At 64.5% G+C, this 25,217-nt stretch carries 24 protein-coding genes and 1 pseudogene; 11 read left to right on the forward strand and 14 right to left on the reverse strand.

Features of this window, described 5'->3' with window-relative positions:
- Window positions 1-77: 77 nt before the first annotated feature.
- Together BJI69_RS19360 and BJI69_RS19365 are read right to left on the reverse strand one after the other, a co-directional pair.
- A complete protein-coding gene (locus BJI69_RS19360; RefSeq protein WP_046967545.1) occupies window positions 78-359 on the reverse strand; it encodes a hypothetical protein in 282 nt (93 codons plus the stop codon).
- A gap of 227 nt (window positions 360-586) precedes the next feature.
- The gene (locus BJI69_RS19365; protein ID WP_046967544.1) at window positions 587-1,414 is read right to left on the reverse strand and encodes an alpha/beta fold hydrolase; all 828 of its coding nucleotides are present in this window, start codon (window positions 1,412-1,414) and stop codon (window positions 587-589) included.
- Between the two features lie 182 nt (window positions 1,415-1,596).
- Here BJI69_RS19365 and BJI69_RS19370 point away from each other — a divergent pair, with 182 nt between their 5' ends.
- Both BJI69_RS19370 and BJI69_RS19375 read left to right on the forward strand, forming a co-directional pair.
- Window positions 1,597-2,193: a carbonic anhydrase gene (locus BJI69_RS19370; RefSeq protein WP_046967543.1), complete on the forward strand. Its 597-nt coding sequence runs from the start codon at window positions 1,597-1,599 to the stop codon at window positions 2,191-2,193.
- Between the two features lie 24 nt (window positions 2,194-2,217).
- Window positions 2,218-3,024 (forward strand): helix-turn-helix domain-containing protein, encoded by an 807-nt coding sequence (locus BJI69_RS19375; RefSeq protein ID WP_046967542.1) that lies wholly within the window; start codon window positions 2,218-2,220, stop codon window positions 3,022-3,024.
- Here BJI69_RS19375 and BJI69_RS19380 read toward each other — a convergent pair.
- Window positions 3,014-4,462 (reverse strand): efflux transporter outer membrane subunit, encoded by a 1,449-nt coding sequence (locus BJI69_RS19380; RefSeq protein ID WP_046967541.1) that lies wholly within the window; start codon window positions 4,460-4,462, stop codon window positions 3,014-3,016. The two genes, BJI69_RS19375 and BJI69_RS19380, sit on opposite strands and share 11 nt — an antisense overlap.
- Window positions 4,463-4,545: 83 nt before the next feature.
- Between BJI69_RS19380 and BJI69_RS19385 the strand changes: the two genes are divergently transcribed.
- The 5 genes from BJI69_RS19385 (at window position 4,546) to BJI69_RS19405 (ending at window position 11,219) form a co-directional block, all read left to right on the forward strand.
- On the forward strand, window positions 4,546-5,151 hold the full coding sequence (locus BJI69_RS19385) for a TetR/AcrR family transcriptional regulator (protein ID WP_046967540.1): 606 nt from the start codon (window positions 4,546-4,548) through the stop codon (window positions 5,149-5,151).
- An 85-nt stretch (window positions 5,152-5,236) separates the two neighbouring features.
- Complete coding sequence (locus BJI69_RS19390; protein ID WP_046967539.1) at window positions 5,237-6,337, forward strand: efflux RND transporter periplasmic adaptor subunit; 1,101 nt, start codon at window positions 5,237-5,239, stop codon at window positions 6,335-6,337.
- Window positions 6,334-9,444 (forward strand): efflux RND transporter permease subunit, encoded by a 3,111-nt coding sequence (locus BJI69_RS19395; protein WP_046967538.1) that lies wholly within the window; start codon window positions 6,334-6,336, stop codon window positions 9,442-9,444. Before BJI69_RS19390 ends, BJI69_RS19395 begins: the two co-directional genes overlap by 4 nt.
- Window positions 9,445-9,536: 92 nt before the next feature.
- A complete protein-coding gene (locus BJI69_RS19400; protein WP_046967537.1) occupies window positions 9,537-10,184 on the forward strand; it encodes an HD domain-containing protein in 648 nt (215 codons plus the stop codon).
- Between the two features lie 27 nt (window positions 10,185-10,211).
- Window positions 10,212-11,219, forward strand: coding sequence for a GlxA family transcriptional regulator (locus BJI69_RS19405; RefSeq protein ID WP_046967536.1), 1,008 nt, complete (start codon window positions 10,212-10,214; stop codon window positions 11,217-11,219).
- Between the two features lie 13 nt (window positions 11,220-11,232).
- Here the strand turns inward: BJI69_RS19405 and BJI69_RS19410 are convergent, their stop codons facing one another.
- Entirely contained in the window at window positions 11,233-12,198 is a 966-nt protein-coding gene (locus tag BJI69_RS19410) for a GlxA family transcriptional regulator (RefSeq protein ID WP_046967535.1), read from the reverse strand.
- 101 nt (window positions 12,199-12,299) lie between these two features.
- Here BJI69_RS19410 and BJI69_RS19415 point away from each other — a divergent pair, with 101 nt between their 5' ends.
- Window positions 12,300-12,593, forward strand: a complete 294-nt coding sequence (locus tag BJI69_RS19415; protein WP_046967534.1) for a hypothetical protein — start codon at window positions 12,300-12,302, stop codon at window positions 12,591-12,593.
- Window positions 12,594-12,722: 129 nt separating this feature from the next.
- Entirely contained in the window at window positions 12,723-13,760 is a 1,038-nt protein-coding gene (locus BJI69_RS19420; protein WP_046967533.1) for an alpha/beta fold hydrolase, read from the forward strand.
- A 109-nt stretch (window positions 13,761-13,869) separates the two neighbouring features.
- Here the strand turns inward: BJI69_RS19420 and BJI69_RS19425 are convergent, their stop codons facing one another.
- The 5 genes from BJI69_RS19425 to BJI69_RS19445 all read right to left on the reverse strand — a co-directional run bounded on the left by BJI69_RS19425 (window position 13,870) and on the right by BJI69_RS19445 (window position 18,768).
- Window positions 13,870-14,454, reverse strand: coding sequence for a DUF1989 domain-containing protein (locus tag BJI69_RS19425; protein ID WP_046967532.1), 585 nt, complete (start codon window positions 14,452-14,454; stop codon window positions 13,870-13,872).
- Complete coding sequence (gene gntA / locus BJI69_RS19430; RefSeq protein WP_078023355.1) at window positions 14,451-15,224, reverse strand: guanitoxin biosynthesis heme-dependent pre-guanitoxin N-hydroxylase GntA; 774 nt, start codon at window positions 15,222-15,224, stop codon at window positions 14,451-14,453. Before gntA ends, BJI69_RS19425 begins: the two co-directional genes overlap by 4 nt.
- 57 nt (window positions 15,225-15,281) lie before the next feature.
- Window positions 15,282-16,061 (reverse strand): YkgJ family cysteine cluster protein, encoded by a 780-nt coding sequence (locus BJI69_RS19435; RefSeq protein ID WP_046967530.1) that lies wholly within the window; start codon window positions 16,059-16,061, stop codon window positions 15,282-15,284.
- Between the two features lie 113 nt (window positions 16,062-16,174).
- Entirely contained in the window at window positions 16,175-17,227 is a 1,053-nt protein-coding gene (locus tag BJI69_RS19440) for a class I SAM-dependent methyltransferase (RefSeq protein ID WP_046967529.1), read from the reverse strand.
- A 77-nt stretch (window positions 17,228-17,304) separates the two neighbouring features.
- Window positions 17,305-18,768, reverse strand: coding sequence for a M81 family metallopeptidase (locus tag BJI69_RS19445; protein ID WP_046967528.1), 1,464 nt, complete (start codon window positions 18,766-18,768; stop codon window positions 17,305-17,307).
- 110 nt (window positions 18,769-18,878) lie between these two features.
- Between BJI69_RS19445 and BJI69_RS19450 the strand changes: the two genes are divergently transcribed.
- Window positions 18,879-19,223, forward strand: coding sequence for a RidA family protein (locus BJI69_RS19450; RefSeq protein WP_046967527.1), 345 nt, complete (start codon window positions 18,879-18,881; stop codon window positions 19,221-19,223).
- A gap of 2 nt (window positions 19,224-19,225) precedes the next feature.
- Window positions 19,226-20,353 (forward strand): NAD(P)/FAD-dependent oxidoreductase, encoded by a 1,128-nt coding sequence (locus tag BJI69_RS19455; RefSeq protein ID WP_046967526.1) that lies wholly within the window; start codon window positions 19,226-19,228, stop codon window positions 20,351-20,353.
- Here the strand turns inward: BJI69_RS19455 and BJI69_RS23100 are convergent.
- The 5 genes and pseudogenes from BJI69_RS23100 to BJI69_RS19475 form a co-directional block, all read right to left on the reverse strand.
- The gene (locus tag BJI69_RS23100) at window positions 20,350-20,844 is read right to left on the reverse strand and encodes a DUF3471 domain-containing protein (protein WP_342351449.1); all 495 of its coding nucleotides are present in this window, start codon (window positions 20,842-20,844) and stop codon (window positions 20,350-20,352) included. The two genes, BJI69_RS19455 and BJI69_RS23100, sit on opposite strands and share 4 nt — an antisense overlap.
- A gap of 30 nt (window positions 20,845-20,874) precedes the next feature.
- Window positions 20,875-21,966: pseudogene (locus BJI69_RS22140) on the reverse strand (serine hydrolase domain-containing protein); the annotation flags it as partial.
- Window positions 21,963-22,883: a MurR/RpiR family transcriptional regulator gene (locus BJI69_RS19465; RefSeq protein WP_046967525.1), complete on the reverse strand. Its 921-nt coding sequence runs from the start codon at window positions 22,881-22,883 to the stop codon at window positions 21,963-21,965. The gene BJI69_RS19465 and the pseudogene BJI69_RS22140, both read right to left, overlap by 4 nt.
- A gap of 10 nt (window positions 22,884-22,893) precedes the next feature.
- Entirely contained in the window at window positions 22,894-24,195 is a 1,302-nt protein-coding gene (locus BJI69_RS19470; RefSeq protein WP_244465261.1) for a peptide MFS transporter, read from the reverse strand.
- Window positions 24,196-24,200: 5 nt separating this feature from the next.
- Window positions 24,201-25,211, reverse strand: coding sequence for a dipeptide epimerase (locus BJI69_RS19475; RefSeq protein WP_046967523.1), 1,011 nt, complete (start codon window positions 25,209-25,211; stop codon window positions 24,201-24,203).
- Window positions 25,212-25,217: the final 6 nt, after the last annotated feature.

Consider the following 25,217-nt stretch of genomic DNA (forward strand, 5'->3'; position numbering starts at 1 on the left):
CGCTTATGTGGGAGCCGGCTTCGCCGGCGATGCTTCTGAAGACAGCGCCCGGATATAACCGGGCGCTGTCCTTTGCTTCAGGCGATACCCAACAGATTCTGCAGCTGCGAAGCCACGGTCGAAGCAAGCGTCGTGGCCGTCGAAGCCGTGCTCGATGCCGCCGTCGTGGCAGCCGTCGGCGCAGCGGTCAGCGGGTCGGTCGCCGTCGCCGAGGTCAGGCTATCGGTAAACGGCGAGTCCGTCGTCGTATCGGTATCCGTGTTGAGCAGACCCTTGCCGCCGCCGTGGCCACCGTGGCCGCCGCGAACGTGCATCTGGGGCATGGGATTGACGCTGGTCGTCGAACCAATCGTAGTCATTTACGGTTTCCTTGCTGTGGTGGTCTTTTGTGTCAGCAATGGGCGTGCCAAGTTTGGATCAAGAGCATCGCCGATGAATCGGCTCCTACAAATTGCGGGGGATTCAACGGTTCTTCGTTACGAACGAGGCCGCTGCATCGCTGCAACGGCCTCGTGTGTCGGTAGATTGACTACGTGTGTCAATTTATAGCCGGCGATTACTTGCGGCTTGCGTGAGAGACTGCGAATCAGCCCTTGATAAACGCAAGCAAATCCGCGTTGATCGTGTCCGCATGCGTGGTCGGCATGCCGTGCGGGAAGCCTTCGTAGATCTTCAGCGTGCCGTTCTTCAGTACCTTGGCCGACAGCACGCCGGCATCCTTGTATGGAACGATCTGGTCGTCGTCGCCATGAAGGACGAGCGCCGGCTGCTCGATCTTCTTCAGGTCGTCGTTGAAATCGGTTTCCGAGAATGCCTTGATGCAATCGTAATGGGCCTTGGTGCCACCCATCATGCCCTGGCGCCACCAGTTGGTGATGATGCCCTGCGACGGCTTCGCGCCGGGACGGTTGTAGCCATAGAAGGGACCGGACGCCACGTCGAAATAGAATTGCGAGCGGTTGGCCGCCAGGGCGGAGCGCAGGCCATCGAACACCTCGATGGGCAGGCCGTCGGGATTGGCCGCCGTCTTCACCATGATCGGCGGTACCGCGCTGAGCAAGGCGATCTTCGCCGTACGCTGCTGGCCGTACTGGGCGACGTAGCGTGCCACTTCGCCGCCACCGGTCGAATGCCCGATATGCACGGCGTCGCGCAGGTCCAGGTGTTCGGTGAGCGCGGCGAGGTCCGCCGCGTAATGATCCATGTCGTTGCCGTCTTCGGTCTGGCTCGAGCGACCATGACCACGGCGATCATGGGCGATCACCCGGAAACCCTGCTCCAGGAAGAACAGCATCTGGGTATCCCAGTCGTCGGCCGACAGGGGCCAACCATGGCTGAAGACGATCGGCTGGCCCGTGCCCCAATCCTTGTAATAGATGGATACGCCGTCTTTCGTAGTAATCGTGCCGTCCATACAACGCTCCTGAATCGTGGGGTGGTGGAAATGCATGAAATGTTTGTGGATTCGACCGGGGTTTTATTGAACAAACGTCTTTTTGCACGGAGGCCAAAGCCAAGCTTATTACCTCGAACGTAATTGCCGCACATCGGCCGCGATCGAATACTTCGCCTACTTTCCCTCGCGAGATCATCCCGATGAACACCGTACCCGCCAGGTTCAGCGAGTTCGTATTCAGTGCTCAGCCCGGCTTCGATGAGCCGACGATGCGCGAAGCGTTCTCGCATGCCGTGCCACTGAAGAGCATCGTCATCTACTGTTACGACCCGCGCGTCCGCGAGATTCCAGGCGCCGTCGCCCAGTTTCTCGGCGACCAGGTCTATCCCGGCGAAGTCGTCTTCAACGAGACGGGTAACCGCGTCGGCTCCACGACGACCATGGGCACCGTTTCCGTCGCCGCCGGGCGTGCCGTGGATGCCCTGCGTTCGGTCACGGTCGGCGAATTCCTCTTCGGGATCGAAACGGTCGTCGTCGTGCATCACTCGAACTGTGGCGCCACCTCGTACTCGACCGACGGCATGATCACGGCCTTTCGCCATGAGCACGGCGCCGACCTTTCGCGCGTCTACGACCGCGGCAGCATCAGCATCACCGACTACGAGGCGTCGCTGAAGTACGATACCGACCTGCTCCGTGCCAGCCCGGGCGTGCCCAGGCATGCCGAGATCCTTGGGCTGTTCTACAACACGGACACCGGTGAGCTCACCGAGGTGATCCGGAACAAGGGCGAGTAACCCCAGAATGGCGAGGACCGCGACATGACCACGCACGCCGACGCTTCCGCAAGCGAGCTCGGACGCATCCTGAAGGCGTGGCGTGGCATGCGCGGCCTCAGCCAGCTCGAGCTTTCCCTCGAAACCGGCGTCTCGCAACGCCACCTCAGCTTCATCGAAAGTGGGCGCAGTGCACCGACGCGGCAGATGCTGATGGTCGTGGCGGACGGCCTGGACATGCCGTTTCGTGAACGTAACCAGCTGCTGCTCGCCGCCGGCTACGCGCCGATCTACGCGGAGGAGTCGTGGGATGCAGCCTCGTTCGCGATCGTCCGCCATGCACTGGAAGGCATGCTCGCCCACCACGAGCCCTTCCCCGCCCTGGTGATGGACCGTTACTGGAACGTCGTGATGGCCAACGAGGCGACCAGGCGCATGCTCGGTTCCTTCATCGACCTCGACCGCTGGGCGCGTCCGCGCAACATGCTTCGACTGATCTTCGATCCCGAGGGATTGCGGCCGTTTGTCGCGGACTGGGACGACATCTCCGCCGCCCTGCTGCAACGGGTGCGTCGCGAGTCGGTGGGTGGCGTGATCGACGACGCCACGCGGGAACTCGTCACCTCCCTGCACGCGTACCCCGACATCGACGCCAGCACGATGGACGACCCGGCAGGCGACCTGCCGGTCATTCCGTTGACACTTGCCGACGCCGACCATCGCCTGAGCTATTTTTCCCTGGTCACCACGGTCGGTACGCCGCGTAGCCCAGGCCCGCAGGAACTGCGCGTCGAATGCCTGGTGCCGGTCGACGAGGCCACGAAGGCCTGGCACCGGCATCTCAGGGACTAGCGACCGACGCGACACCGTTCTGCGGATCCCAGCCGCCACCCAGTGCCCGGAACGCGGCTACCGCGGTACGCGCCGAGCCGGCCTGTGCCTGCACCTTCGCATCGCGGGTAGCCAGCAGGCGCGAGTTCGCATCCAGCACTTCGATCAGACTCACCGCCCCGCCTTTGTATGCCGCCTCCGAGGCTATCTCGGCCTGCTGCAGCGAGACTTCGCCGCCCGCGAGGATAGTCGCCTCCTGCTGTCGCTTGTCCAGCGCAACGAGCGCGTCTTCGACGTCCTCCGACGCGCGCAACACGGATAGTCGGTACGTCGCCAGCGCCTCCGCATCCCGCGCCCTGGCCGCCTTGATTTCCGCATCGACGCGGCCGAAATCGAAGAGACGCCAGCGCAGGCCAAGCACCCCCTGCGCCTGGTTGGCCGGACCGGAGAACTGCTGGCCCGCCGTCGTCGTCGCCGTGCCGATCAGCGCCGAAAGAGAGAACTTCGGGTAGTACTCGGCGATCGCCTGGCCGATGCGCGCGTTCGACGCTGCCAGCTGCCGCTCGGCGGCGATCAGGTCGGGGCGTCGACGCAGCAGGTCGGCCGGTCCGCCGGCGTCCGCAAGCGACGGCGCCTGCGGAATCGGTTCGATCGCGGCGAGTTCGACCTGGGACTCACCGGGTTGCCGGGCAAGCATGACGTCGAGCGCGTTCATCGCACTGGCCAACGCCGACTCGAGCGCCGGTACCGTGGCTTCGACCTGCGACAGCGCGCCCTCGGCCTGGTGTAACTGAAGCGCGGGTGCGATGCCGGCCTCGAACTGCAGGCGAATGGTGTGGGTCAGCCGCGTCTGCGTGTCGACCTGCTCACGGGCCACGGCGAGTCGCTGCTGCAGTCCACGAATGGCGAGATAGTCGTCGGCCACCTGCGCCTGCACTTCGAGCGTGGCGGCGGCGTAGCCGGCTTGCGCGGCTTCAAGGTCGTCCACCGCGCCTTCGCGTCCACGCCGGAGGCCGCCGAAGAGGTCCAGCTCCCAGCCGGCCACGAGGTCTCCCTCGTAGGCGTTGCCGAACCGATCAAAGCCCGGCTGCGAGGCGAGCACGCGCCCCAGCGGTGTCTCGGTCGACTGCTTCGCGCGCGCTGCGGAGGCGGCGACGGACCCCGAAGGCAGGAGCTCCGCCGTTGCCGCGCCGAGCCCGGCACGTGACAACTGGACCCGTGCCTTCGCCTGCTCGAGGCTGAGGTTCTGGCTCACGGCAACCGCGATGAGGCGCGAGAGGGTCGGATCCTGGAATGCGTCCCACCAGCGCTCGAGGCTGGCGACCGGCGCGGACGAAGCGGCCGGGGCCGTGGCATGGAAGGCGGCCGGCGCGTGGAGGTCGGGGCGGACATAGTCGGGACCGACCGCGCAGGCCGAAACGGCCAGGGTCGACGCCAGCGCGAACAGGAGGGGCTTCATGAGTGAATCCTTAGAAACTGAGTGACCAGATTACGATATGGTCACTGGTTGTCAAGTAAAAGCCGCTCCTGTATACGGATGGGATGATCCAGACATCCCCTACCGCCGACGACCAGACCCCGACCATCAGGGACCAGATCGTCGAGGCCGCCGACGCTCATTTCAGCCGCTACGGCTATGCCAAGACCACGATGGCCGATCTCGCGCGCGCCATCGGCTTCTCCAAGGCGTACCTCTACAAATTCTTCGACTCCAAGCAGGCCATCGGCGAGGCGATCTGTACGCGCTGCCTGGCGCCGCAGTTCGCCACGATCGCGGCCGCTGTCGAGGCAGCCCCGACGCCTCACGAGAAGGTCCGCGCGCTGTTCCGCACATCGGTAAAGCAGTGCCTGGAACAGTTCTTCAACGACCGGCAGCTCTACGACATCGTGGCCTTCTCCCGTTCGGAGAACTGGGCGAGCTCGACGAAGTACGTCACCGATCTGAATGCCCTGCTGGAAAGCATCATTCGCCTGGGTCGTGCCAACGGCGACTTCGAGCGGAAAACGCCGCTGGACGAAGTGTGCCGGGGCATCTGGATCGCCGTCCTGCCGTTCTCCGATCCCGTGCTCCTGCAGCACAACCTGGACATCGTCGAAGACGGCCTGCCTGCGGTCATCGGACTGATCCTGCGCAGTCTCTCGACCTGACCCCGCGAAAAAATATTTGCTGTGACCAGTTGACAATCTGGTCACAAGACACAAAAGTGTCGCTTTCCCTTCTCGGAAAGCCGTCATGCACGCCCGTCACCGCGTTTCCCTTCCTGTCCCCCTATTGATCGGGGCCGTTCTGTTGGCCGGCGCCTTGAGCGGCTGCTCGCGGACCGAAGCCGATCCCCGCCTCGCCCCTCCCCTGGTTCGCACGGCCACGCTGGACACCAGCAAGGTCGGGGAATCCAGCTACTCCGGCATCGTCGCCGCGCGGGTGCAGAGCAATCTCGGCTTCCGCGTTCCCGGCAAGGTCATCGAGCGCCTGGTCGACGCCGGCCAGACCGTGAAGAAGGGCCAACCGCTGATGCGGATGGACCGCACCGACCTCGCGTTGGCCGACACAGCCTCCGTGGGCCAGGTGGAAGCCGCACGCGCACAGGCGCTGCAGACCGCCGCGGATGAGAAGCGCTTGCGCGGCCTCGTCGACGCAGGCGCCGTGTCCGCCTCGGCTTACGATCAGGCCAAGGCCGCCGCCGATGCCGCCGCCGCGCGCCTTCGCGCCGCCCAGGCGCAGGCTTCGGTGTCCTCCAACGAAGCCGGCTATTCCGTCTTGCTCGCCGACGCCGATGGCACGGTGATGGAAACGCTCGCCGAGCCGGGCCAGGTCGTCGCCGCTGGCCAGATGGTCGTCCGCCTTGCGCATGCCGGGCCGCGCGAAGCCCTCGTGGATCTTCCCGAAACGCTGCGTCCGGCGATCGGCTCGGTGGCGCGCGCCACGCTCTACGGCGGCAACGGTGAGGCCGGCAGCGCGCGTCTTCGCGTGTTGTCCGATGCCGCCGACCCAGCGACACGCACGTTCGAAGCGCGCTACGTGCTCGAAGGCGCCGCCGCCGACGCACCGCTCGGCTCGACCGTCGTCGTTCACCTGCCGAACGCCTCGCGCGCCGCCGCGTTGATTCCGATCTCGGCCGTCTTCGATCGCGGCACGGGCCCCGGCGTGTGGATGCTTCCCGCCAAGGCGCAGTCGGTGACGTGGCGCCCGGTGACCCTCGGCGCCGTCGGCGAGGAAACGGTCACGGTGACCGGCGGGCTGCAGCCGGGCGAACGCTTCATCGCACTCGGCGCCCACCAGTTGCACGAGGGCGAACCCGTCCGCACCAGCCCGACGGCGAGCGCGCAGCCATGAGCGCCGGATTCAATCTCTCGGCGCTGGCCGTCCGCGAACGCGCGGTCACGCTCTTCCTCGTCATTGCCATCTCGGTCGCCGGTCTGTTTGCCTTCGTCCACCTCGGTCGTGCCGAAGATCCCAACTTCACGATCAAGGTCCTGACCATCGTGACCGCGTGGCCCGGTGCCACCGCGCAGGAAATGCAGGACCAGGTCGCCGAGCCGCTCGAGAAGCGTTTGCAGGAACTGCGCTGGTACGACCGCAGCGAAACCTTCACTCGCCCGGGCCTGGCGTTCACCACCCTGACCTTGCGCGACGACACCCCACCCGCCGACGTGGAAGGGGAGTTCTACCAGGCGCGCAAGAAGGTCGGCGACGAAGCGGCGAAACTTCCGCCCGGCGTGATCGGCCCGCTCGTCAACGACGAGTACGCCGACGTGACCTTCGCCCTCTATGCCCTCAAGGCGCGTGGCGAGCCGCAACGCATGCTGGTTCGTGAAGCGGAGAGCCTGCGCCAGGATCTCTTGCACGTCGCAGGCGTGAAGAAGGTCAACATCATCGGCGAGCGACCGGAAAAGATCTTCGTCGAGTTTTCCCATGAGCGCCTGGCCACGCTCGGCGTCACGCCCTCGGCGATCTTCGACGCCCTCAACAAGCAGAACGTGCTGACCTCGGCCGGTTCCATCGACACGGCAGGGCCGCAGATCCAGATTCGCCTCGACGGCGCCTTCGACGACGTCAAGGCCATCGAGGACACACCGGTGATCACCGCCGGCAAGACCATCCGCCTGTCCGACATCGCCACGGTACGCCGCGGCTACGAAGATCCTTCCACCTTCCTCATCCGCAACGACGGCGAGCCGACGCTTGTTCTCGGCGTGGTGATGAAGGAACGCTACAACGGCCTCGAACTCGGCAAGGCGCTCGAGAGCAAGGCGACGGAAATCTCCGCGAACCTGCCGCTCGGCCTGAGTTTCACCAAGATCACCGATCAGGCCGTCAACATCGCCGAGGCCTACGACGAGTTCATGCTCAAGTTCTTCGTCGCGCTCGCCGTGGTCATCGCCGTGAGCCTGGTCAGTCTCGGCTTCCGTGTCGGCCTGGTGGTCGCTGCCGCCGTGCCGCTGACCCTCGCCGGCGTGTTCGTCATCATGCTGGTGACCGGCCGCGATTTCGATCGCATCACCCTGGGTGCCTTGATCCTTTCGCTGGGCCTGCTGGTCGACGATGCGATCATCGTCATCGAGACCATCGTGGTGAAGATGGAGGAAGGCCACGATCGGGTCGCCGCGGCAACCTACTCATGGAGCCATACGGCGGCCCCGATGCTGGCCGGCACCCTGGTGACGGCGATCGGCCTCATGCCGGTGGGCTTTGCGCACTCGTCGGCCGGTGAGTATGCCGGCAACATCTTCTGGGTCGTGATGTTTTCCCTGCTGACCTCCTGGCTGGTCGCGGTGATCTTTACGCCCTACCTCGGCGTCAAGCTCTTGCCGAAGATCCCGGTGATCGAGGGCGGGCATGCCGCGATCTACGGCACGCCGCGCTACCGCGCCTTCCGTCGGCTCATCGCCGCGATGGTGCGCCACAAGGTCCTGGTGATCGCGTCGGTGGTCGGCTTGTTCGTCGTCGCTATTTTCGGCATGGGCTTCGTCAAGCAACAGTTCTTCCCGATCTCCGATCGCCCCGAAGTGCTCGTCGAGGTGCAGATGCCCGAGGGCACGTCCATCGATTCCACGTCGAAGGCGGCGAAGAAAGTCGAAGACTGGGCGCGCAAGCAACCCGAATCGCAGATCGTGACCTCGTATGTCGGCCAGGGCGCACCGCGCTTCTTCCTCGCCATGGCGCCGGAACTGCCCGATCCCTCGTTCGCGAAGATCGTCGTGCTTACGAAGAACGAGAAGACACGCGATGCGCTCAAGCTGCGCCTGCGCCAGGCGGTGCAGGATGGCCTCGCGCCCGAAGCACGCGTCCGTGCGACGCAGATCGTCTTCGGGCCGTATTCGCCCTTCCCGGTCGCGTTTCGTGTTTCCGGGCCCGAGGAATCGAAGGTTCGTGACATCGCGCAGAACGTGCAACAGGTGATGCAGGCGAACCCGGGCATGCGAACGGTCAATACCGACTGGATGGAGCGGGTGCCTGCCGTGCACTTCGTGCTGGACCAGGATCGTCTCCAGGCGATCGGCCTCACCTCGCATGATGCCGCGACCCAGCTGCAATTCCTGCTCACCGGCGTGACGGTGACGCGTGTGCGTGAAGACATTCGTTCGGTGGACGTCGTCGCGCGTAGCAACGGCCCGACACGCCTCGATCCGACGCGGCTTGGCGCATTCTCGCTGGTCGGTTCGGAAGGACGTCGTGTCCCGCTGGACCAGCTCGGCCATGCTGAAGTCCGGATGGAAGATCCGATCCTGCGCCGGCGCGACCGGATGACCACCATCACCGTTCGCGGCGATATCGGCGAGCAGTTCCAGCCACCCGATGTTTCCATGGACCTGATCGGCAAGCTCAAGCCCGTCATGGACAAGCTTCCCCCCGGCTATGCCATCGTGCCGGCCGGCGCGCTGGAAGAAGCAGGCAAGGCCAACAAGGCGCTGGCGGCGGTGTTCCCGGTCATGCTCCTGCTGATGATGATCGTGATCATCTTCGAGGTGCGCTCCCTCGCCGGCATGGGGATGGTCCTGGCCACCGCGCCGCTGGCCCTGGTCGGCGTGGTCCCGACGCTGATCGCCTTCCACCAGCCGTTCGGCTTCAACGCCATCCTCGGTCTGATCGGCCTGGCCGGCATCATCATGCGCAACACGCTCATCCTCATCGGTCAGATCCGAACCAATGAGCGGCAAGGTCTCGATGCGTACCACGCCGTGGTCGAGGCGACCGTGCAGCGTTCGCGACCGGTCATCCTCACCGCGCTTGCCGCCGTGCTGGCCTTCATCCCCCTGACCTTCTCGGTGTTCTGGGGCTCGCTGGCCTTCACCCTCATCGGCGGCACGATCGGCGGCACCATCCTGACCCTGCTGTTCCTGCCCGCGCTGTACGCACTCTGCTTCCGCATCCGTCCGGACAAGGACGTCGATCCGGGCGCCGTGCCGCACATCAGCCACACCCCGGTGGAAGCTATCTGATGATTGGCACGAATAGACGTTAAACAGTCATTTTTGCCATCCGGTGAGTCGGTACCCTGGTTACCCGTACCGACTCATCCGGAGCCTCCCCCGTGAACGCACCCGTATCCATCGGCGGTATCAGCGCGCCCGATTCCGCTTTCACGCGCAAAGCCGCCGCCCTTGTCGAGCAGGTCCATAACAGGGACATGGTCAATCACGTCCACCGCTCGTGGTGGTTCGCCGATTTCCTTGGCCGCAAGCGAGGCCTGAAGTACGACCGCGAGGTGGTTTACCTCGCGGCGATCATGCACGACCTCGGCCTGAGCCAGGCACACATGGCCGACAAGCGATTCGAGGTCGACGGTGCCGATGCGGCGCGCGACCTGCTGCGCAAAGATCGATTTCCCGAAGCGAAGGCGCAGGCCGTGTGGGACGCGATCGCATTTCACTCGAGCATCGGCATCGCCGAGTACAAGGAGCCCGAAATCGCGCTCGTGCACTTGGGCTCGCACCTGGATGTCCTGGGCTTTTACTACGACGAAGTCACGCCCCAGCTCATCGATGACACCCTCGCGCTCTATCCGCGCGTCGGCTTTCCCGCAGCCTTCCAGGCCGCTCTTGCCGAGGTGGTCCGGAAGAAACCGATCCTCGCGGCGGGTACCGGCCTGGTCGATATCGGCCACCGCCATGTTCCCGGCTTCGCGCTACCCAACGGCTGCGATCTGCTCGACAACACGGTTTTCGAGCACCGTCACTGACCCGGTGCAGGCATTACTATCCTGACCATGAAGAAGCGGACCACCGAGGCGAAACCGCTCGCTCGCACGACACGACGGCGCGTGGTCATCCTCGCCCTTCCGCCGGTCGACGCGCTCGATGTGGTCGGCCCGGCGGAGGTATTCGCCTATGCGAACCAGCTTCATGATGGGCCGGCCCCCTACCTGCTGGAACTGGTGGCTCCCGGGCCGGACGTGCACCTCGCCACCGAGGCAGGTTTCGGCCTGACGGCCCGTCACACGCTCAAGGATGAAACGCGCGGTGGCCGACCGATCGATACGTTGATCGTCGCCACGGGATTCGGCGCCATCGATCGCCTCGACCCGGTGGCCATCGACTGGATCCGTCGGCGTGCTCCCGGCATCCGACGCGTCTGCTCGATCTGTGTCGGTGCCTTCGCCCTGGCCGAGGCAGGCCTCCTCGACCGACGGCGCGCCACAACCCACTGGCGACTGGCGGATCAGCTCGCGGAACGTTTCTCCCACGTGGACGTCGATCCCACACCTATCTGGGTGAAGGACGGCAACGTGTACACCTCCGCCGGTATCTCCTCGGGTATCGATCTGGCATTGGCGCTGGTGGGTGAGGACCTGGGCGATACCGTCGCACTGAACATCGCCAGGAACCTCGTCCTCTTCCTGCGCCGCCCGGGAGGCCAGGCACAGTTCAGTGTCGCCCTGCGCAACCAGGCGATGAGTTCGGAGCTGAGCAACTTGTGCGTTTGGATCGGCGAGCACCTCGACCACGATCTCACCGTGGAACGCCTCGCCGACCGGCAGGCCACGAGTGTGCGCACCCTGATCCGACTCTTCCAGCGCGAGCTGAAGACCACGCCCGCGAAGTACGTCGAAGAAGTGCGTCTCGAAGCGATCGGCCGCGCGCTGGAACGTGGCGGGTTAGCCATTGACGACATCGCCAGGCGCCACGGTTACCACAGCGTCGACGTTCTGAGGAAAGCCTTCATCCGCCGCTTCGGTGTCAGCCCGAAGGACTACGCGCTGCGCTTTTCGGCCTGACTGTGGGAGCCGATCAGTGGAGATCGGCGCGAAGATCACGCACGCCGCGCCCGAGCTTTTGACGTAGCAGGGTCCGCAAGGTGGCGCCGTCGACATACCCCACCTCGGTGGCGATGGCTTCGATATCGAGGTCGCTGCCATGCAGCAGCGAGCGCGCCCTCTCCACGCGCAGATCCTGGAAATACGACAGCGGCGACTTGCCGAGTACCGCTTCACAGCGTCGCTGCAAGGTTCGCGAACTGGTCGCGAGCGCGTCCGCGGCGTCCTTCAGCGAAAAGCCCTTTTTCAGGTTACCCCGCGCCCAGCGCTCGAAACCGACGATCAGCGGATCCGCATGCGCGAGGTGATTGGGAATGATGTACGGCGCCTGCAGCGAACGGATATCCGCAAGCAGATAGCGCGCCACCACGGTGGCCAGTTCGGGGCTCGCCTGCCGCACCAGCCATAACGCAAGATCCAGGTGGCCCATCGCCGCGCCAGCCGTGACACCCACATCGGTCGGTACCAGCATGCGCGATTCGTCGAGTAGCACCTTCGGGTAGCGCTGCCGAAACAAAGGCGCGAGCCACCAGCTGATCGTCGCCTCGCGACCGTCGAGCAGGCCCGTCTCGGCCAGCAGCAGGCTTCCATTGCAGGCCGAAGCGAGCCGTGCGCCCCGCGCGTGCCATGCCACCAGCTGTGCGCTCGCCTTCCTCGCATCCGCGCGCTGGAGCGCCGTCACCAGGGTCACCGGATCGCCCGTGCCCTGGGCGGGGAGTACCGCCCAGTCCGGAGCCGGTGCATCGGACGCGATGGCCTGCACCGGAATGCCGAATCCCTGGGCGGAAAGAACCTTCCTGCGCACGCCGACGAGCGATACGTCGAATGGCGCAACGCCACGCTCGCGAAGCGAAAGGTTGTTGGCGAGCCGGAACACATCCATGAGGGCGGCAAGCCCTGTATCGAAAACGCCATCGATGGCGAGGATGCAGATACGCATGGCGTAAATGACTCTTATGTTGTCGTTTACGACAATACCAGCATCCGCTCCCGGCGCCTACATTGGACCCGTCATCCCCCCCACGATCCAGGAGCAAGACCATGAAAGTTTTCGCTATCGGCACGGCCAATGGCCAGTTCAGCCCCGAGGCATCGGCCAAGTACATGCCCGCTGAAGTGCCGGCCACGCTCCAGCTCTACCTGGACGGCAAGATGGAGCAGTTCTGGTTCCGCACCGACCGGCCGGGCGTCGTCTTCCTGATGGAAGCGGAGACCCTCGACCAGGCCAAGGATGCGATTCGCGCCCTGCCCCTGGCCTCGGCCGGCCTGCTGACGTTCGAGTACCTCCCGGTCGGCCCGCTGGCTCCCCTGGGTCTGCTGCTCCAGGGCCGCTGAATACGGAACGTTGCCGCGGGGCGCCCACCACGGCGCGTCCCGCGAATCATCGGAATGTATGGTTTATTGGATGCTCCGTGACTGGTGGCACGGGCCCGCGCGTGCACCGACGCTCAGCATGCAGACCACATGACCAAGCCCTTCCGATTCTTCCTTGCCACCGTGATCGTCGCGACCTCGCTCCTGGTCGTGACGTTGATCGCCGGAACGATCTACAACCAGCTGGCCCTGCGCCAGCTACGTGCCACCGCCCATGTACCCGGCGAGATCTACAAGGTCGACGGTTACGACATGCACCTGTTCTGTTCGGGGGCAGGCTCTCCCACGATCGTGCTCGACACCGGTCTCGGCGACGACTTCACCACGTGGCTCAAAGTGCAGCCCGAATTGTCGAAGGTCACGCGCGTCTGCTCGTTCGACCGCAGTGGCTTCGGCTCCAGCGAGATGACGCCGCGCCCGCACGATGCCGACACGCTTGCACGCCGGCTACACGACCTCGTGCGGGCCGCGGGCATCGACACACCCTTCGTGCTGGCCGGCCACTCGATCTCCGGCCTCTATCTTCGCGCGTACGCCCAACACTATTCGAACGAGCTCGCCGCCCTGGTCTTCATCGACGGCGCCACGCCGCTCCAGGACGATCGCGTACCGCGAAGCCTTGTTGCGATCCAGGATGCGCAGCGCGCCGGCATGCCGTGGCAGAAGCTGCTCATGACGATCGGCTGGTACCGGCTGCAAGGCATCTGCTCGAGCGTCCCGCCGGGATTCGAGTCGTATGGCGCGATCATCCGGGCGAACAACTGCGACCCGACGCAATACGACGCGCTTGAGGCGGAGCTCGATGCGGTACGCCAATCGGGCGAAGAAACTCGGAACGTCGGCCCCTTCCCCCACCTGCCCGTCCTGATTCTTTCGCGCGACCCGACGTCGATGCCTTCGAACTGGCCACCTGAGGTCGCGAAGGCGAACTCTCTTGTCTGGAACCAGATGCAGGAGGAGAGCAAAGGCCTCTCGCCGCTGAGCCGGCGCATCATCGCCAGGGGCAGCGATCATTACGTCCATGTCGATCGGCCGGATCTCGTCAATCGCGAAATCACCCGCCTGGTCGAAGCACTCAGGCGGGGTGAGGTGCCTTACTCGCAGCGGCAGGCGACCACCGAACAGTAGCGTTATGCGACTGTTCGGTGATGGCTGAGGCTCAAACTTCGTTGGCGGTCTCGGCTGCCTTGCCTGCTGACGGCTGACGCGTCACATGCCGCGCCGGGGCGAGCGTGTCCTAACCGTCGATGCGGTAGTGAATTGGCTTGAACTTGAAGTTGTTGGACATGCCGGCCGAGCACGCCGTGAGCCCGATGATGACGTCCATCTCCGCCCGGAATACGGTGCTGTCGCCGGCCTTACTGAGCGGCGGCTCCACAGTCAGCGTGCCGGTCTGGCCATTGACCGGAACATTCATGAACACATTGAACGCGGTGGGGATGGCATCCGGGTCGACACCGAAGGGCTCAAGGGCGTCGCGCAGATTGCCGAAGCAACCTTTGTGCGGCTCGGTATGACCATAGAGCTTGCGGAACATCTCGGCGGAGCAAGGCGCGAGCAGGAAGTCATGCCGACCGACCTCATCCTCGACGATCGTGAGCATTTCTCTGCTGCGATTGGAATACAGCACATCCCCGGTCGAGAGGTAGATCTTGCTCGCATAATCGAACGTGCGTCCTGATGAAATGACTTCCGCAACATCCACGGCGTTGAACGCCACCATGTCGGCAACCTGTTGACCCATGGGATCGATCACGGTCAGTCGCTGTCCCGCCTTCAGCTCGAACGCCACGCCGCTCTGCGGCGGGATCACCTCGGTCATGCGGCTCTCCCGTGCGGTTTGAACGGGCATTGCCACGGACCGTCGATCTTCCGGCCGCTGTATTGCAAGGCTTCCGAGCTTTCGCCGTGCACCGCGAGCATCGGATTGGCCGAGCCATTCATCGCCACGTCGCGCTCGATGATGGCTTCACGCAACCTGTCGTAGCGGCCCTGTTCCCGCAAGTACTCGAACTGCGCATGGAGATTGAAGACCATGGCTGGATGAGCCAGCCGGCGCGCTTCGCGACTGGCGCCGGGATGAAGACCGATGACGTAAAAGCTCTGGCCGCCGACGCTCATGCTGAATTTTTCGGACGCGGGATCGCTGCTGACCGACGGATCCCACGCGAACGACTCGCTGTCGACATCGTGGATGCCCTGCAAACGCGCGAACAGAGACGCTTCGAATCCTGACTCATCCATTCCGCGGGAGTCCGGAAAGTGAACGACGAGGCTGTGAAACACGTGCTCGGGCTTCCGACGGCCTGCGAAGCCCTGAATCGCCTGCGCCAGCCATGCGTCATCTTTGCCACAGCGAATGTCACCAGAGACGACGTGCGTGATCTGGTTTCGCGTATGAGCCGTTTTCGCGGCAAGGCAGGGAAAGACGTTACTCGAAAGATGGTCGGCGAAGATCGTTTCGACAGAAGGGCGTACAGACATGGAGGTACTCGGTACAAATGAGTACGCACCCTCGCGGTTGAGGCGTGAATAGCCGGGGCAACCTCCGTGAAGGCTTTGCTGACCCGTGTGAGCACCCGGCCGTCGCATTCACGGGCGTGTACGACGCCCTCACGGGAGTGCTCTCGCGAATGCACCGGGCTTCTGTTACACGTAAGTTCCCGGCTCGACGAACGCTATGAAACGCCTGCCAGGGTTCAGAACTTCGCCTGCGTGAAGGAGATGGGCGCCCGCCGATGCCAGCAGGGAGAGCGTGCGGTCGCGATGAGACACCATGATCCATGGTGATCGAGCCGACTCGGGTCCGTCTTCGGTCGATACCGCATCGAGCGCGGCCAGGAAGCGCGAACGCTCCGGCGTGTGCGTCACGACGCCTTCGTTGGTGAGACCCGCCGCATTGATACCGAGCAACTCGCATAGACGTCCCTTGGCGTCGGCCTCGCGATAGTCCGCCCCACGCCGGCTATCCACCGCATCGGCGACGCTCGTGTCTGCCCAGCCTCCCCTATCGGTCTGCAGCGGAGCATCGCTTTCCCATGCTTCCGGAGGACATAGCTTCTGTCCGGGATCGACCGAAATAAACGGATTCACCTCGGCGGGATAGATGCGACAGGCCATCGGCCGACGCTCGTAGATGCCGCAGGTCATGTCACTGCGAAGGTTCGGGCAGGCCCCCGCAAAGCTGGCCAACAAGGACACGATGACGCGTACCGGAAGCGAACCGCTCGCCGCCGGGAACGAGCGCTTGCGCTTGTGCTGGGCCACGCCGTCGTCCGCTGGCATCTCCTGCGGCCAGGGGATCGCCTCGCAGAAGAGCTCGACCGTGCCACCCTCGCTGAGCCAGGTCCGGGCTTCGGTAAGTCCGAGGGGAAGTCTCAGGCCGTGGCAGCAACGGCCGCACATCGTGCAGGAAAAATGCAGGGGCATGGAAGCCGGGTCCAGATCGGGGTCGAGGGGAGGTACGCCTGACCATTCGGTTCAGATACCGATCCGGTTACAGGTCCCGGTCGGGATCCTGCAAGTTTCGCCGATTTGAGGGATCAGGGCCGTGCCTCGAGCACGATATTGAACGGTGTCTCCGCGGCGCGCCGGAGATGACGGAAGCCGCCGGCATCCACGATGACCTTGCGCAGACGAGCCTCACCCGCCTGCGCGCCGAGGGCGGGGCCGTGCCGGGCCAACGAGACCGGGACGCAGATCATCGACGACGCCGCGTAATAGATGCGGCCGACCGGATTGAGGTTGTCCGCCGTGCTGTCGCCGGCGAATGGCTCGACGACCATGCAGGTGCCATCGTCTTTCAGCGCGGTCCGCGCGTGACGTGCGGCGCCATCGGGATCGGCCATGTCGTGCAGGCAATCGAAGAAAGCGATCAGGTCGAAATCGCGACCGGCGTAACCGGTGGCGTCGGCTTGTTCGAACGAGGCGTTGCCCACCCCGGCGTCCTTCGCCCGCTTGCGAGCGACCTCGATCGACGGTGCGTGGTAGTCGTAGCCAATGAAGTGCGACTGGGGAAAGGCCTTCGCCATCAGCACGGTGCTCGCACCATGTCCACAGCCGATGTCGGCTACCTTGCCACCGCGCCCGAGCTTGTCGACGACACCGTCGAGCGCCGGCAGCCACGCATTCAGAAGATGCATGTGGTAACCGCCGCGGAAAAACCGTTCCACACCGTGGAACAGGCAGGTGTGATGCTCGCCCCATTCCATGCCGGCCCCGCTGCGGAAGTTGTCGCGCACGCGGGGATACGTATGGAAGAGCGCCCGGGCAATTTCGTAGGCACCGGCGAGATCGACCGGGCCCGCCGGATCGGCGAGACACGCCGCCTGCTCGTCGCTGAGCCGGAAGGTCCCCGAGGAGGCGTCGTAGTCGACATAACCACCGGCGGCCTGGTTACCGAGCCATTCCCGGAGGTAGCGCTCGTTGGTCCCGGTGCGCGCGGCCAGCTCGGCAGGTGTCAGGGACTCTTTCGCAAGCGCCTTGTACAAGCCCAGCTCGTCACCGAGCAAGACGAGAACCGCGCTGAAGGCAGCGCCAAGATCGCCGACCGCCTTGCCGAGGAACGCATTGAGTTTTGCTTCGTCGATGGACATGAGTGGGCACTCCTGGACACCGCCTGCCGGTTTAGCGCAATACGTCCTCTCGTTCCATTCGACGAATAGCCTATGTATCAAACGTGTGCCAGTGGATCCTCCACGCGTGGAAAATAGACCAGATCACGCCGCTTGACGTAGTCGATAGCGGCGAAGTTCATCTGTATCGCCCCCGGCGTTGCCACTGAAAGGATGTGGTCGGCGAGTGGCGCGAAGTTCGTATGGAAGTGATGGCTGGACTTCACCACGATCCATCGCTTGCCATGGAGATCGATGCCCAGTCCGGTAAATGCGTCCGGCGAGAAGACCTGCCCGCGAATCGAGTTCACCACGACATCGATACCGTCACAGGTCAGCCAGACCGAACGTCCCATCGATTCGGGCGCACCGCCAAGACCGACTTGCGTGTGCGACTCGACCACCGAGCGCACCGTCACCATCACATCGAGAGGATCGCCGGAGGATGCCCCGCATTTGCCGCCCAGGCGCAGCATGAGGCGCGCGCCGACGCCCGCTTCGGCGCACACCAGGGCGCTCATGGGATCCCATACGGCCCCCAGGGCGGCATTCTGCATGCCGCGCACAAGCATGGCTTTCAGCAGGCTGACGTTATCGCCGGGAGCGCCGCCACCAGGATTGTCGGCCGTGTCGGCCAATACCACCCTGCCTGCTAGCGCGACCGCCTGATCGAGTGCCTCGACGATTCCGGGCATGCGCGGTAGCAAGGCCTGACGCTGTGCATAGATGTCCCGGCCGAGTTCGTCAGCCGTACGCCTGGCAAGATCCACGTCGCCATCGGCAATCACCAGCATCTTCGATCCGGTTTCCAGGGTATCGCCCCAGGGAAAACCATGAACGAAGCTGACCGACAGGATGCCGGGCCTGCGCTCGGCCTCACGCAGGCGCGACAACAGCTCACCCATGACCTTGCCGGTGGTCGGATAGAAGCCAATCATGCGGCAGTCGAACAGGGCGCTCACCGGATGCAGGCGGCCGCGTGCCTTGCCGATGCACAGGTCATACAACTCACGCGCGCGGTCGGCATAGTCGACGTGCGGATATTCCTTCATCAGGATCACTGCGTCGGCCACGTCGACCAGGACCTGCGAGAGGTGACAATGAGGATCCAGCTCCACGCCGATCGAGGTATCCGGGCCACAGGCCGCGCGTAGCCGGATGACCAGGTCGGCCTCGCAGTCGTCGCAGCCAGTGGCGACCATCGCCCCGTGCAGTAGCAGCAGGATCACATCGAAAGGCCCTTCTGCCGTCGCCTGCGCGACGATCTCGTCGCGCAGGTCTTCCCAGACGTGCTGCACCGTCGGTCCCGAGGGTTCCGCATTGGCGAACAATCCTTCGACGAATTCGTGCCCATCCTCGGAGGACAGCTTGCCGTAGAGCCGCGCAACCAGTCCGTTCGTGCCATGGTCCGATGTGCTGGCATCACCGCGGTAAAGGCCGCCCTCTTCGAATCCACGCATTCCGGTTGGCCACGGCGCAAACGTATTGGTTTCGGTGGATATGCCGGCTGCGAAGATGCGCATGGTTCGACGTCCACGGTAGTGATGGAATGTTACTTATGTATCTTTCAGATGAATATGTTATATCACGCATCACAGGACGACATCCTTCCGCCTGCCCACTGGAACGCCTCATGGCCGCACCGCACCTCAGCCCCTTCGTCGACACCGGGTCGCTCGTCTTCCTGTCGGGCCAGATCGCCTTCGATCAGGGCGGCGCGATCACCGGTGACGCAGCCACGCAGACGCGTCGCTGCCTGCAGCGCCTGGAGAACGTCCTGCACGATGCGGGTCTCACCCTCTCCCAGGTCGTGAAGTGCACCATCTGGCTACGCCACGAGAGTGACTTCGCCGCGTTCAACGACGCGTACGCCCTCTACTTCGGTGCTCACAAGCCGGCACGGTCCACCGTGATCAGCGGCCTCGCGCTGCCTGATGCGCTGGTGGAAATCGAGGCGATTGCTTCCCGGGGAGTCTGACCATGAACGAGGCCGTCTTCGACGTCGCCATCATCGGCGGAGGCATCGCCGGAACGTCCGTAGCAGCCAATCTGGCCTCCCATGCGCGGGTGCTGGTGCTGGAACGGGAAACCCAGCCGGGCTATCACGCGACGGGCCGCTCCGCGGCGCTGTTCTCGGAGATCTATGGCAACGCGGCGATTCGCGCCTTGACCCGGGCCAGCCGCGCCTTTCTGTTCGCGCCGCCTGCGAGTTTCGCCGAGGCGCCCCTGGTGACGACGCGCGGTGCGCTGTACGTCGCCACCGCCGAACAGCTGACAACGCTGGAAGAGTTCGCTTCGCTGCCCGACGTCGCCGCCGGCACTCGCCGGGTGGATGCGCGCGAGGCGCGCGCGCTGTCACCCAGCCTGCGCGATGGCTATGTCGCCGCCGCGGTCTACGAGCCGGAGGCGCAGGATGTCGATGTGCATGCCCTGCACCAGGGCTATCTGCGGTCCTTGCGCGAGCGCGGTGGGCGACTGGTGAACAACGCCGGCGTCAGCGCGATCCAACGGGAGGACGACAGGTGGTCGATATCCACCGACGCCGGCATCTTCCACGCCAGGGTCCTGGTCAATGCGGCCGGCGCCTGGGTGGACGAAATCGCCGCGTTGGCCGGCGCGTCACCTATCGGCATTCGACCGCTGCGACGCACCGCCTTCATGGTCGACGCGCCCGTGGGGAGCGACTGCGATCGCTGGCCGATGACGATCGACATCGATGAGCAGTTCTACCTGAAACCCGATGCGGGCCGCTTGTTGCTGTCACCGGCCGACGAGACTCCCAGTGCGCCATGCGATGCCTTGCCCGACGACATGGACATCGCCATCGCGGTAGACCGCATCGAGCAGGCGACGACTCTCACGATCCATCACGTGCGGCAGAAATGGGCGGGCTTGCGCAGCTTCGTCGCCGACCGCAGTCCGGTTATCGGTTACGACCCGGCAGTGGCGGACTTCTTCTGGATCGCCGCGCTGGGAGGCTACGGTATCCAGACGGCACCCGCCGTTGGTCGCCTCGCTGCCGCGCTGATCCGTCGGGAAGCCGCGCCCGCCGACCTTCAGGCGCTCGGGCTGCCATTGGCATCGATCGCACCGGAGCGCTTCGCCTAAGGCTCTCCAGCCGGAGTGAACTGCAGATCCTGGTAGTCCCAACTGAAGTCGGCCACCGGCGATACGGCTTTCATGCTTATCCTGTCGACACGCCCATCGGGCTTGAGGGCGAAGGTGACGTACGCATCTTCATAGCCCGGCGTGGAGAAGCGCGTGCGGAACGTGTCGTGTTGCACGTGTTCGAGCGCGCCGTCGAGGCCGGGCGAGCGATCGAAGCGGATCGACAGGGCGTTTCCGGTCTTGCCGATCGTGATCGTGCCGTACCAGGGGTCTTTGTAGACACCGACGTAGCCGGCCATGGGCAGTGACGGACCCTGCCCCGGATGGCTCGCCTTCGTGCTGGTGGCGACTGCCTGCCGTGCCTCAGCCTCCTCCTGCCGCATCACGCCCTGGTAGCTGGCGATCCAATCCGGCGACGGCAGGTCCAGAAGCGTGTCCAGCAGGTGTTCGCGCATGGCAAACAAGGTGCCGGCGTCCTCCGAATTGATCATCACGGCGAACGCGACGCGCCTATCCGGAATCAACACGACAGCGGAAATACCGCCGAGCACGCCGCCGAGGTGGGTGACGATCTTGTGCCCGCGATAGTCGCGCACTTCGAAACCCAGCGCGTAAGCGAGAAAATTCGGATCGGCGAGCGCCAGCGACGCCGGCCCGGGCGTGATCGGCATCAGCGTGTGCGGCGTCCACAGCGCCGTCGACGCCGCCGGGCTGAACAAGGACTTGCCGTCGGGCATGACACCGCGATCGAGCTGCACCCGCAACCACTTGCCCATGTCGTCGGCGCTGCTCATCAGCGCGCCGGCCGGTGCGAAGGCATCACCCTACATGACGTTGGTGAGAACCGAGGGTGGACCGAATCCACGCACCGGCCCGGCGATCTTCGCGTGCAGCGATACCTGGTCCGCCACCTTCGCATCGATGCTTACCTGGGTGTCCCGCATCCCCAGCGGATCGAGGATGCGATGCTGCACGAAGGTCTCCCAGCGCTGGCCGCTGACCGCTTCGAGCAGTTGTCCCGCGGCGATGTAAAGCACGTTGTCGTAGTCGTAGCTCGCGCGAAACGAGTGCACCGGCTTCAGGTAGCGGATCGCATGCACGAGCTCTGCCCGTGAGCGGTTGGTCTGGGGCACGAGCATCAGGTCGCCCTCCCCCAGCCCCAAACCACTGCGATGCACGAGGAGATCGGTGACCGTCATCTCGCTGGAGGTGTAAGCGTCGTACATGCGGAAGCCCGGGAGCTTGTCCTGGACACGGTCGCTCCATCGCAGCTTGTCCTGGTCGACCAGCATGGCGAGAGCGGTACTGGTGAACGCCTTGGTGTTCGAGCCGAGCGGAAAGACGGTATGCGCATCCACCGGTGCTGCCTTACCGAGCGTCCTTACACCATAAGCGTGGGTCGAGGTGCTCTTGCCGTCCACGACGACCACGGCCATCCCCGGCGTCTCGAAGGCCTTCATGGCCCGGGTGGCGTAAGCATCGAGGTCGGCCGAGGCTATCTTGCCCGACGCTGCCGATGCCGCCGCCGATGCGGCCGGCGCAGCGACGCACCACATCAGCCCTAAGAGGGCGGCGACCAGCGCGGGGAACCGTTTCGGCCTCGCCATGGTCATCCCTTCGGCGAAGGACGGCGCTTGCGCGTCGTGCCACCGGCTTTCTTCGCTGTCGGCTTCGACGGAGGCCGCTCACCGGCCGCCGGCGCCTCGACATAACCGACGAATTTCTGCCTGAGCTGCGTGGTGTCGCCGATACGCTCGAAGCGGTCACCCATCTCGTTGCTCACCGCGCCGATCAGCAGACTGAACAAGCTGTTGGCTGCACTGAAGTTATGCCATGCCCGATGGTCGTCGATCGGCAGCATGAGTACGTGATCGGTGAGTTGCCGCGCCCAGTAGCACGGCGTATCGGTGATGATCACCAACGGAATGCCGCGCTGGGCTACTTCCTCCGCCAGCAGGCGGAAGTGCCGCGAGTATCGGCGGAAATCGATCAGGACGACGCAGCTTTGCTCGGTCGAGTCGAGCAGGACATCGGCATACGCGCCATCGAGGCCGTCAGCGAACGACGTGCGCGGCTTGACATGCTGCAACAGGCTCGCGAGACCCATGCCAAGGAAACGGCCGTGGTGAAAGCTGGTCACCGACACCCGATCGGCCTGGACCAGCAGGTCGACGATGGCTGTCCACTCACGTGTCGTGGTCAACGCATGAACAGCCGTCAGCCCGCGGATCTCCGACTGCAGCGCCTCCGAAGGAGACGCCGCCTGGGCACCACCCGGACTGCTATACAACTGCAGCCATGGCGCGCCACCGCGCAACTCCTCCTTGAGCTCGGCCAGGCCGGCATAGCCCAGGTTGCGCAGGAACCGACCCACCGTCATCGGACTGACGTCGACCTTCTTGCCCAACGACGCCGCCGTCTCGAACGGAATGCTGTCGATGTTCTGCAGCAGGTGGGAAGCTATTTTTTGCTCAGCCGTGGTGAAGCTGTCCCAGCGGCTTTTCAGCTTCTTCTTGATGTCCTTGCTCATCGTCTTCTGCTCACCGAGTCATCACCATCGCCGGTTCCACGGATCCGTGTCGTTCCACGTCCCCCAACCGGCGACCAAGCATATACAGGAGTGTCGCGGAAATGCCCGCGACCGCACCGATCAGGACAAAAAACCAGCCATGCGCCAGCGAACTCCATAACGTACCCAGTGCGCCAGCAAGCAGGTTGCCGAAGAATCCGGCGAAGAACCACGTAGCAATACTGGTCGCACGAAAACCGTCCGGCGCCAGGCGCCCGAACAACGCCAGGCCGACCGGAAGGATATAGAGCTCACCAACCGTGAAGACCAGGAACCAACCGAACAACCACAGCCAGCTCGCACGCGTTCCATGGAGATCGTTCCACGCCGCGACGGCACCCAGCGCAACGAAGGACATCCCCACGATGGCAGCACCAAACGCCATCTTGCCCAGCAGCGAGGTTTCGACACCGCGACGGGCCAGGCGTGACCAGCGGGCAACCAGGAACGGCGTGAACGCGAACACCGCGAGCGAATTGATCGACTGGAACCACGTCATGGGGATAACCCAGCCCGAGGCCAGCTGCCGGTCGATGCCGGTGTCTGCCCACAAGGCGATCGTATTGCCGTTCTGCTCGTACGCGCCACGGAAGACCACCACGATCGCCGCGATGCCGATCAGCAAGGCGAAGCGATCGCGCGCTGCACGGTCCAACGGCGGCCTCGATGCGCGCATGGCCGCACCGCGCGCCGGCTCGGCCGGCAGGTAGCGTCGGCCAGCCAGATAGATCACCAGCGACAGCAGCATGCCGATGCCAGCCGCTGCGAAGCCCCAGTGCCAGCCATAGACCTCGCCAAGCGTGCCGCACACCAGAGGGGCGAGAAAGCCACCCAGATTGATACCCACGTAGTAGATGTTGTAAGCGCTCTTGCTGCGCACGTCACCATCGCGGTAGAGCCCTTCGATCTGGCTGGCCAGGCTCGGCAGGAACAAACCGTTACCGAGTGCGATCGTTACCAACGCCGGATAGAACAGCGCTTCGGACGACATCATGAAGTGCCCCAGCGCCATCGCGGTGGCACCGATGACCACCGCGTTGCGCTTGCCGAGCCAGCGGTCGGCCAGCACGCCGCCGAAAATCGGCGTCAGGTAGACGAAGGCCGCATAGGCACCGTACACCAGCGAGGCGTACTCCTGGCCCATGTCCAGGTGCTTGGTCATGTAATAGACCAGGATCGCGCGCATGCCGAAGAACGAGAACATCTCCCACATCTCGGTCAGGAACAGCACGCTCAGGCCGCGCGGGTGTCCGAACCAGTCAGTGCTCCTCACCGGCCTCATCGGGGCGAACCCCACAGGCTTTCGGGACACCATATCTTGCCGTCCTCATAGGTTGCAGCCGGGCTACGGTCCGTGGTCAGGAACGTCGGCCCATCCAGATCCACCACGTCGCACAACTGCCCGACCACGAAGGCGGGCGCCATGGCCAGCGACGAACCGGACATGTTCCCCACCATCAGGTCGAAACCGAGTTTGCGCGCTTCGCTCGCCAGCGCCAACGCCTCGGTAAGACCGCCGCATTTGTCCAGTTTGATGTTGATGATATCGGCGCGACCGAGCACGTTCGGCAGATCGTGGCGATCCTGCACGCTTTCGTCCGCAGCGATGCGGATCGGACTATCCAGGCCATCGAGCCACGCTTCATTGCCGATCGGAAACGGCTGTTCCACGACATCGACCCTCGCCGCGACCAGTGTCGGCAGCAGGCGCGCGAACGAATCGCGCGTGAACCCCTGGTTGGCATCGACCATCAGCCATACGTCGGGCCGTGCCGCACGCACGGCGAGCACGCGCTGCGCGTTGAACTCGTCGTCGGTAAGCTTGAGCTTGATGGCGCGGGCACTCGTGTAGGCGATCGCGCGATCAGCCATGATCCCGGGTTCGTCGGCGCCTACGGTGAACGTGGTCACCAGGGCCTGCGGCGGTTCCTGTCCGGCCCGTTCCCACACGAACTCGCCGCTACGCTTGGCTTCGAGGTCCCACAACGCACAGTCGAGCGCGTTGCGGGCGCCACCCGCCGGTAACAGAAGCTGCAGCTCCTGGCGCGTCATTCCTGCTTCGATCCTTGTCCTGAGCGCCTCGACCTGCGCCAGCATCGAGGTTGGCGTATCGCGCTTGTAGTAGACGCCAAGACCTTCGCCACGCCCGACAAGGTCACCATCGCGCAGCGTGACCACGACGGCCTCGAAAGCCGTGAAGGTGTAGCCGGTAATGTGGAACGGTGCCTTGGTCGGCCACTTTTCGATACCCGCCTGCAGTTGCAGGCGGGTACGTGGATTGCTTTGCATGACGAC

Source organism: Luteibacter rhizovicinus DSM 16549 (genome assembly GCF_001887595.1).
Lineage (GTDB): Bacteria > Pseudomonadota > Gammaproteobacteria > Xanthomonadales > Rhodanobacteraceae > Luteibacter > Luteibacter rhizovicinus.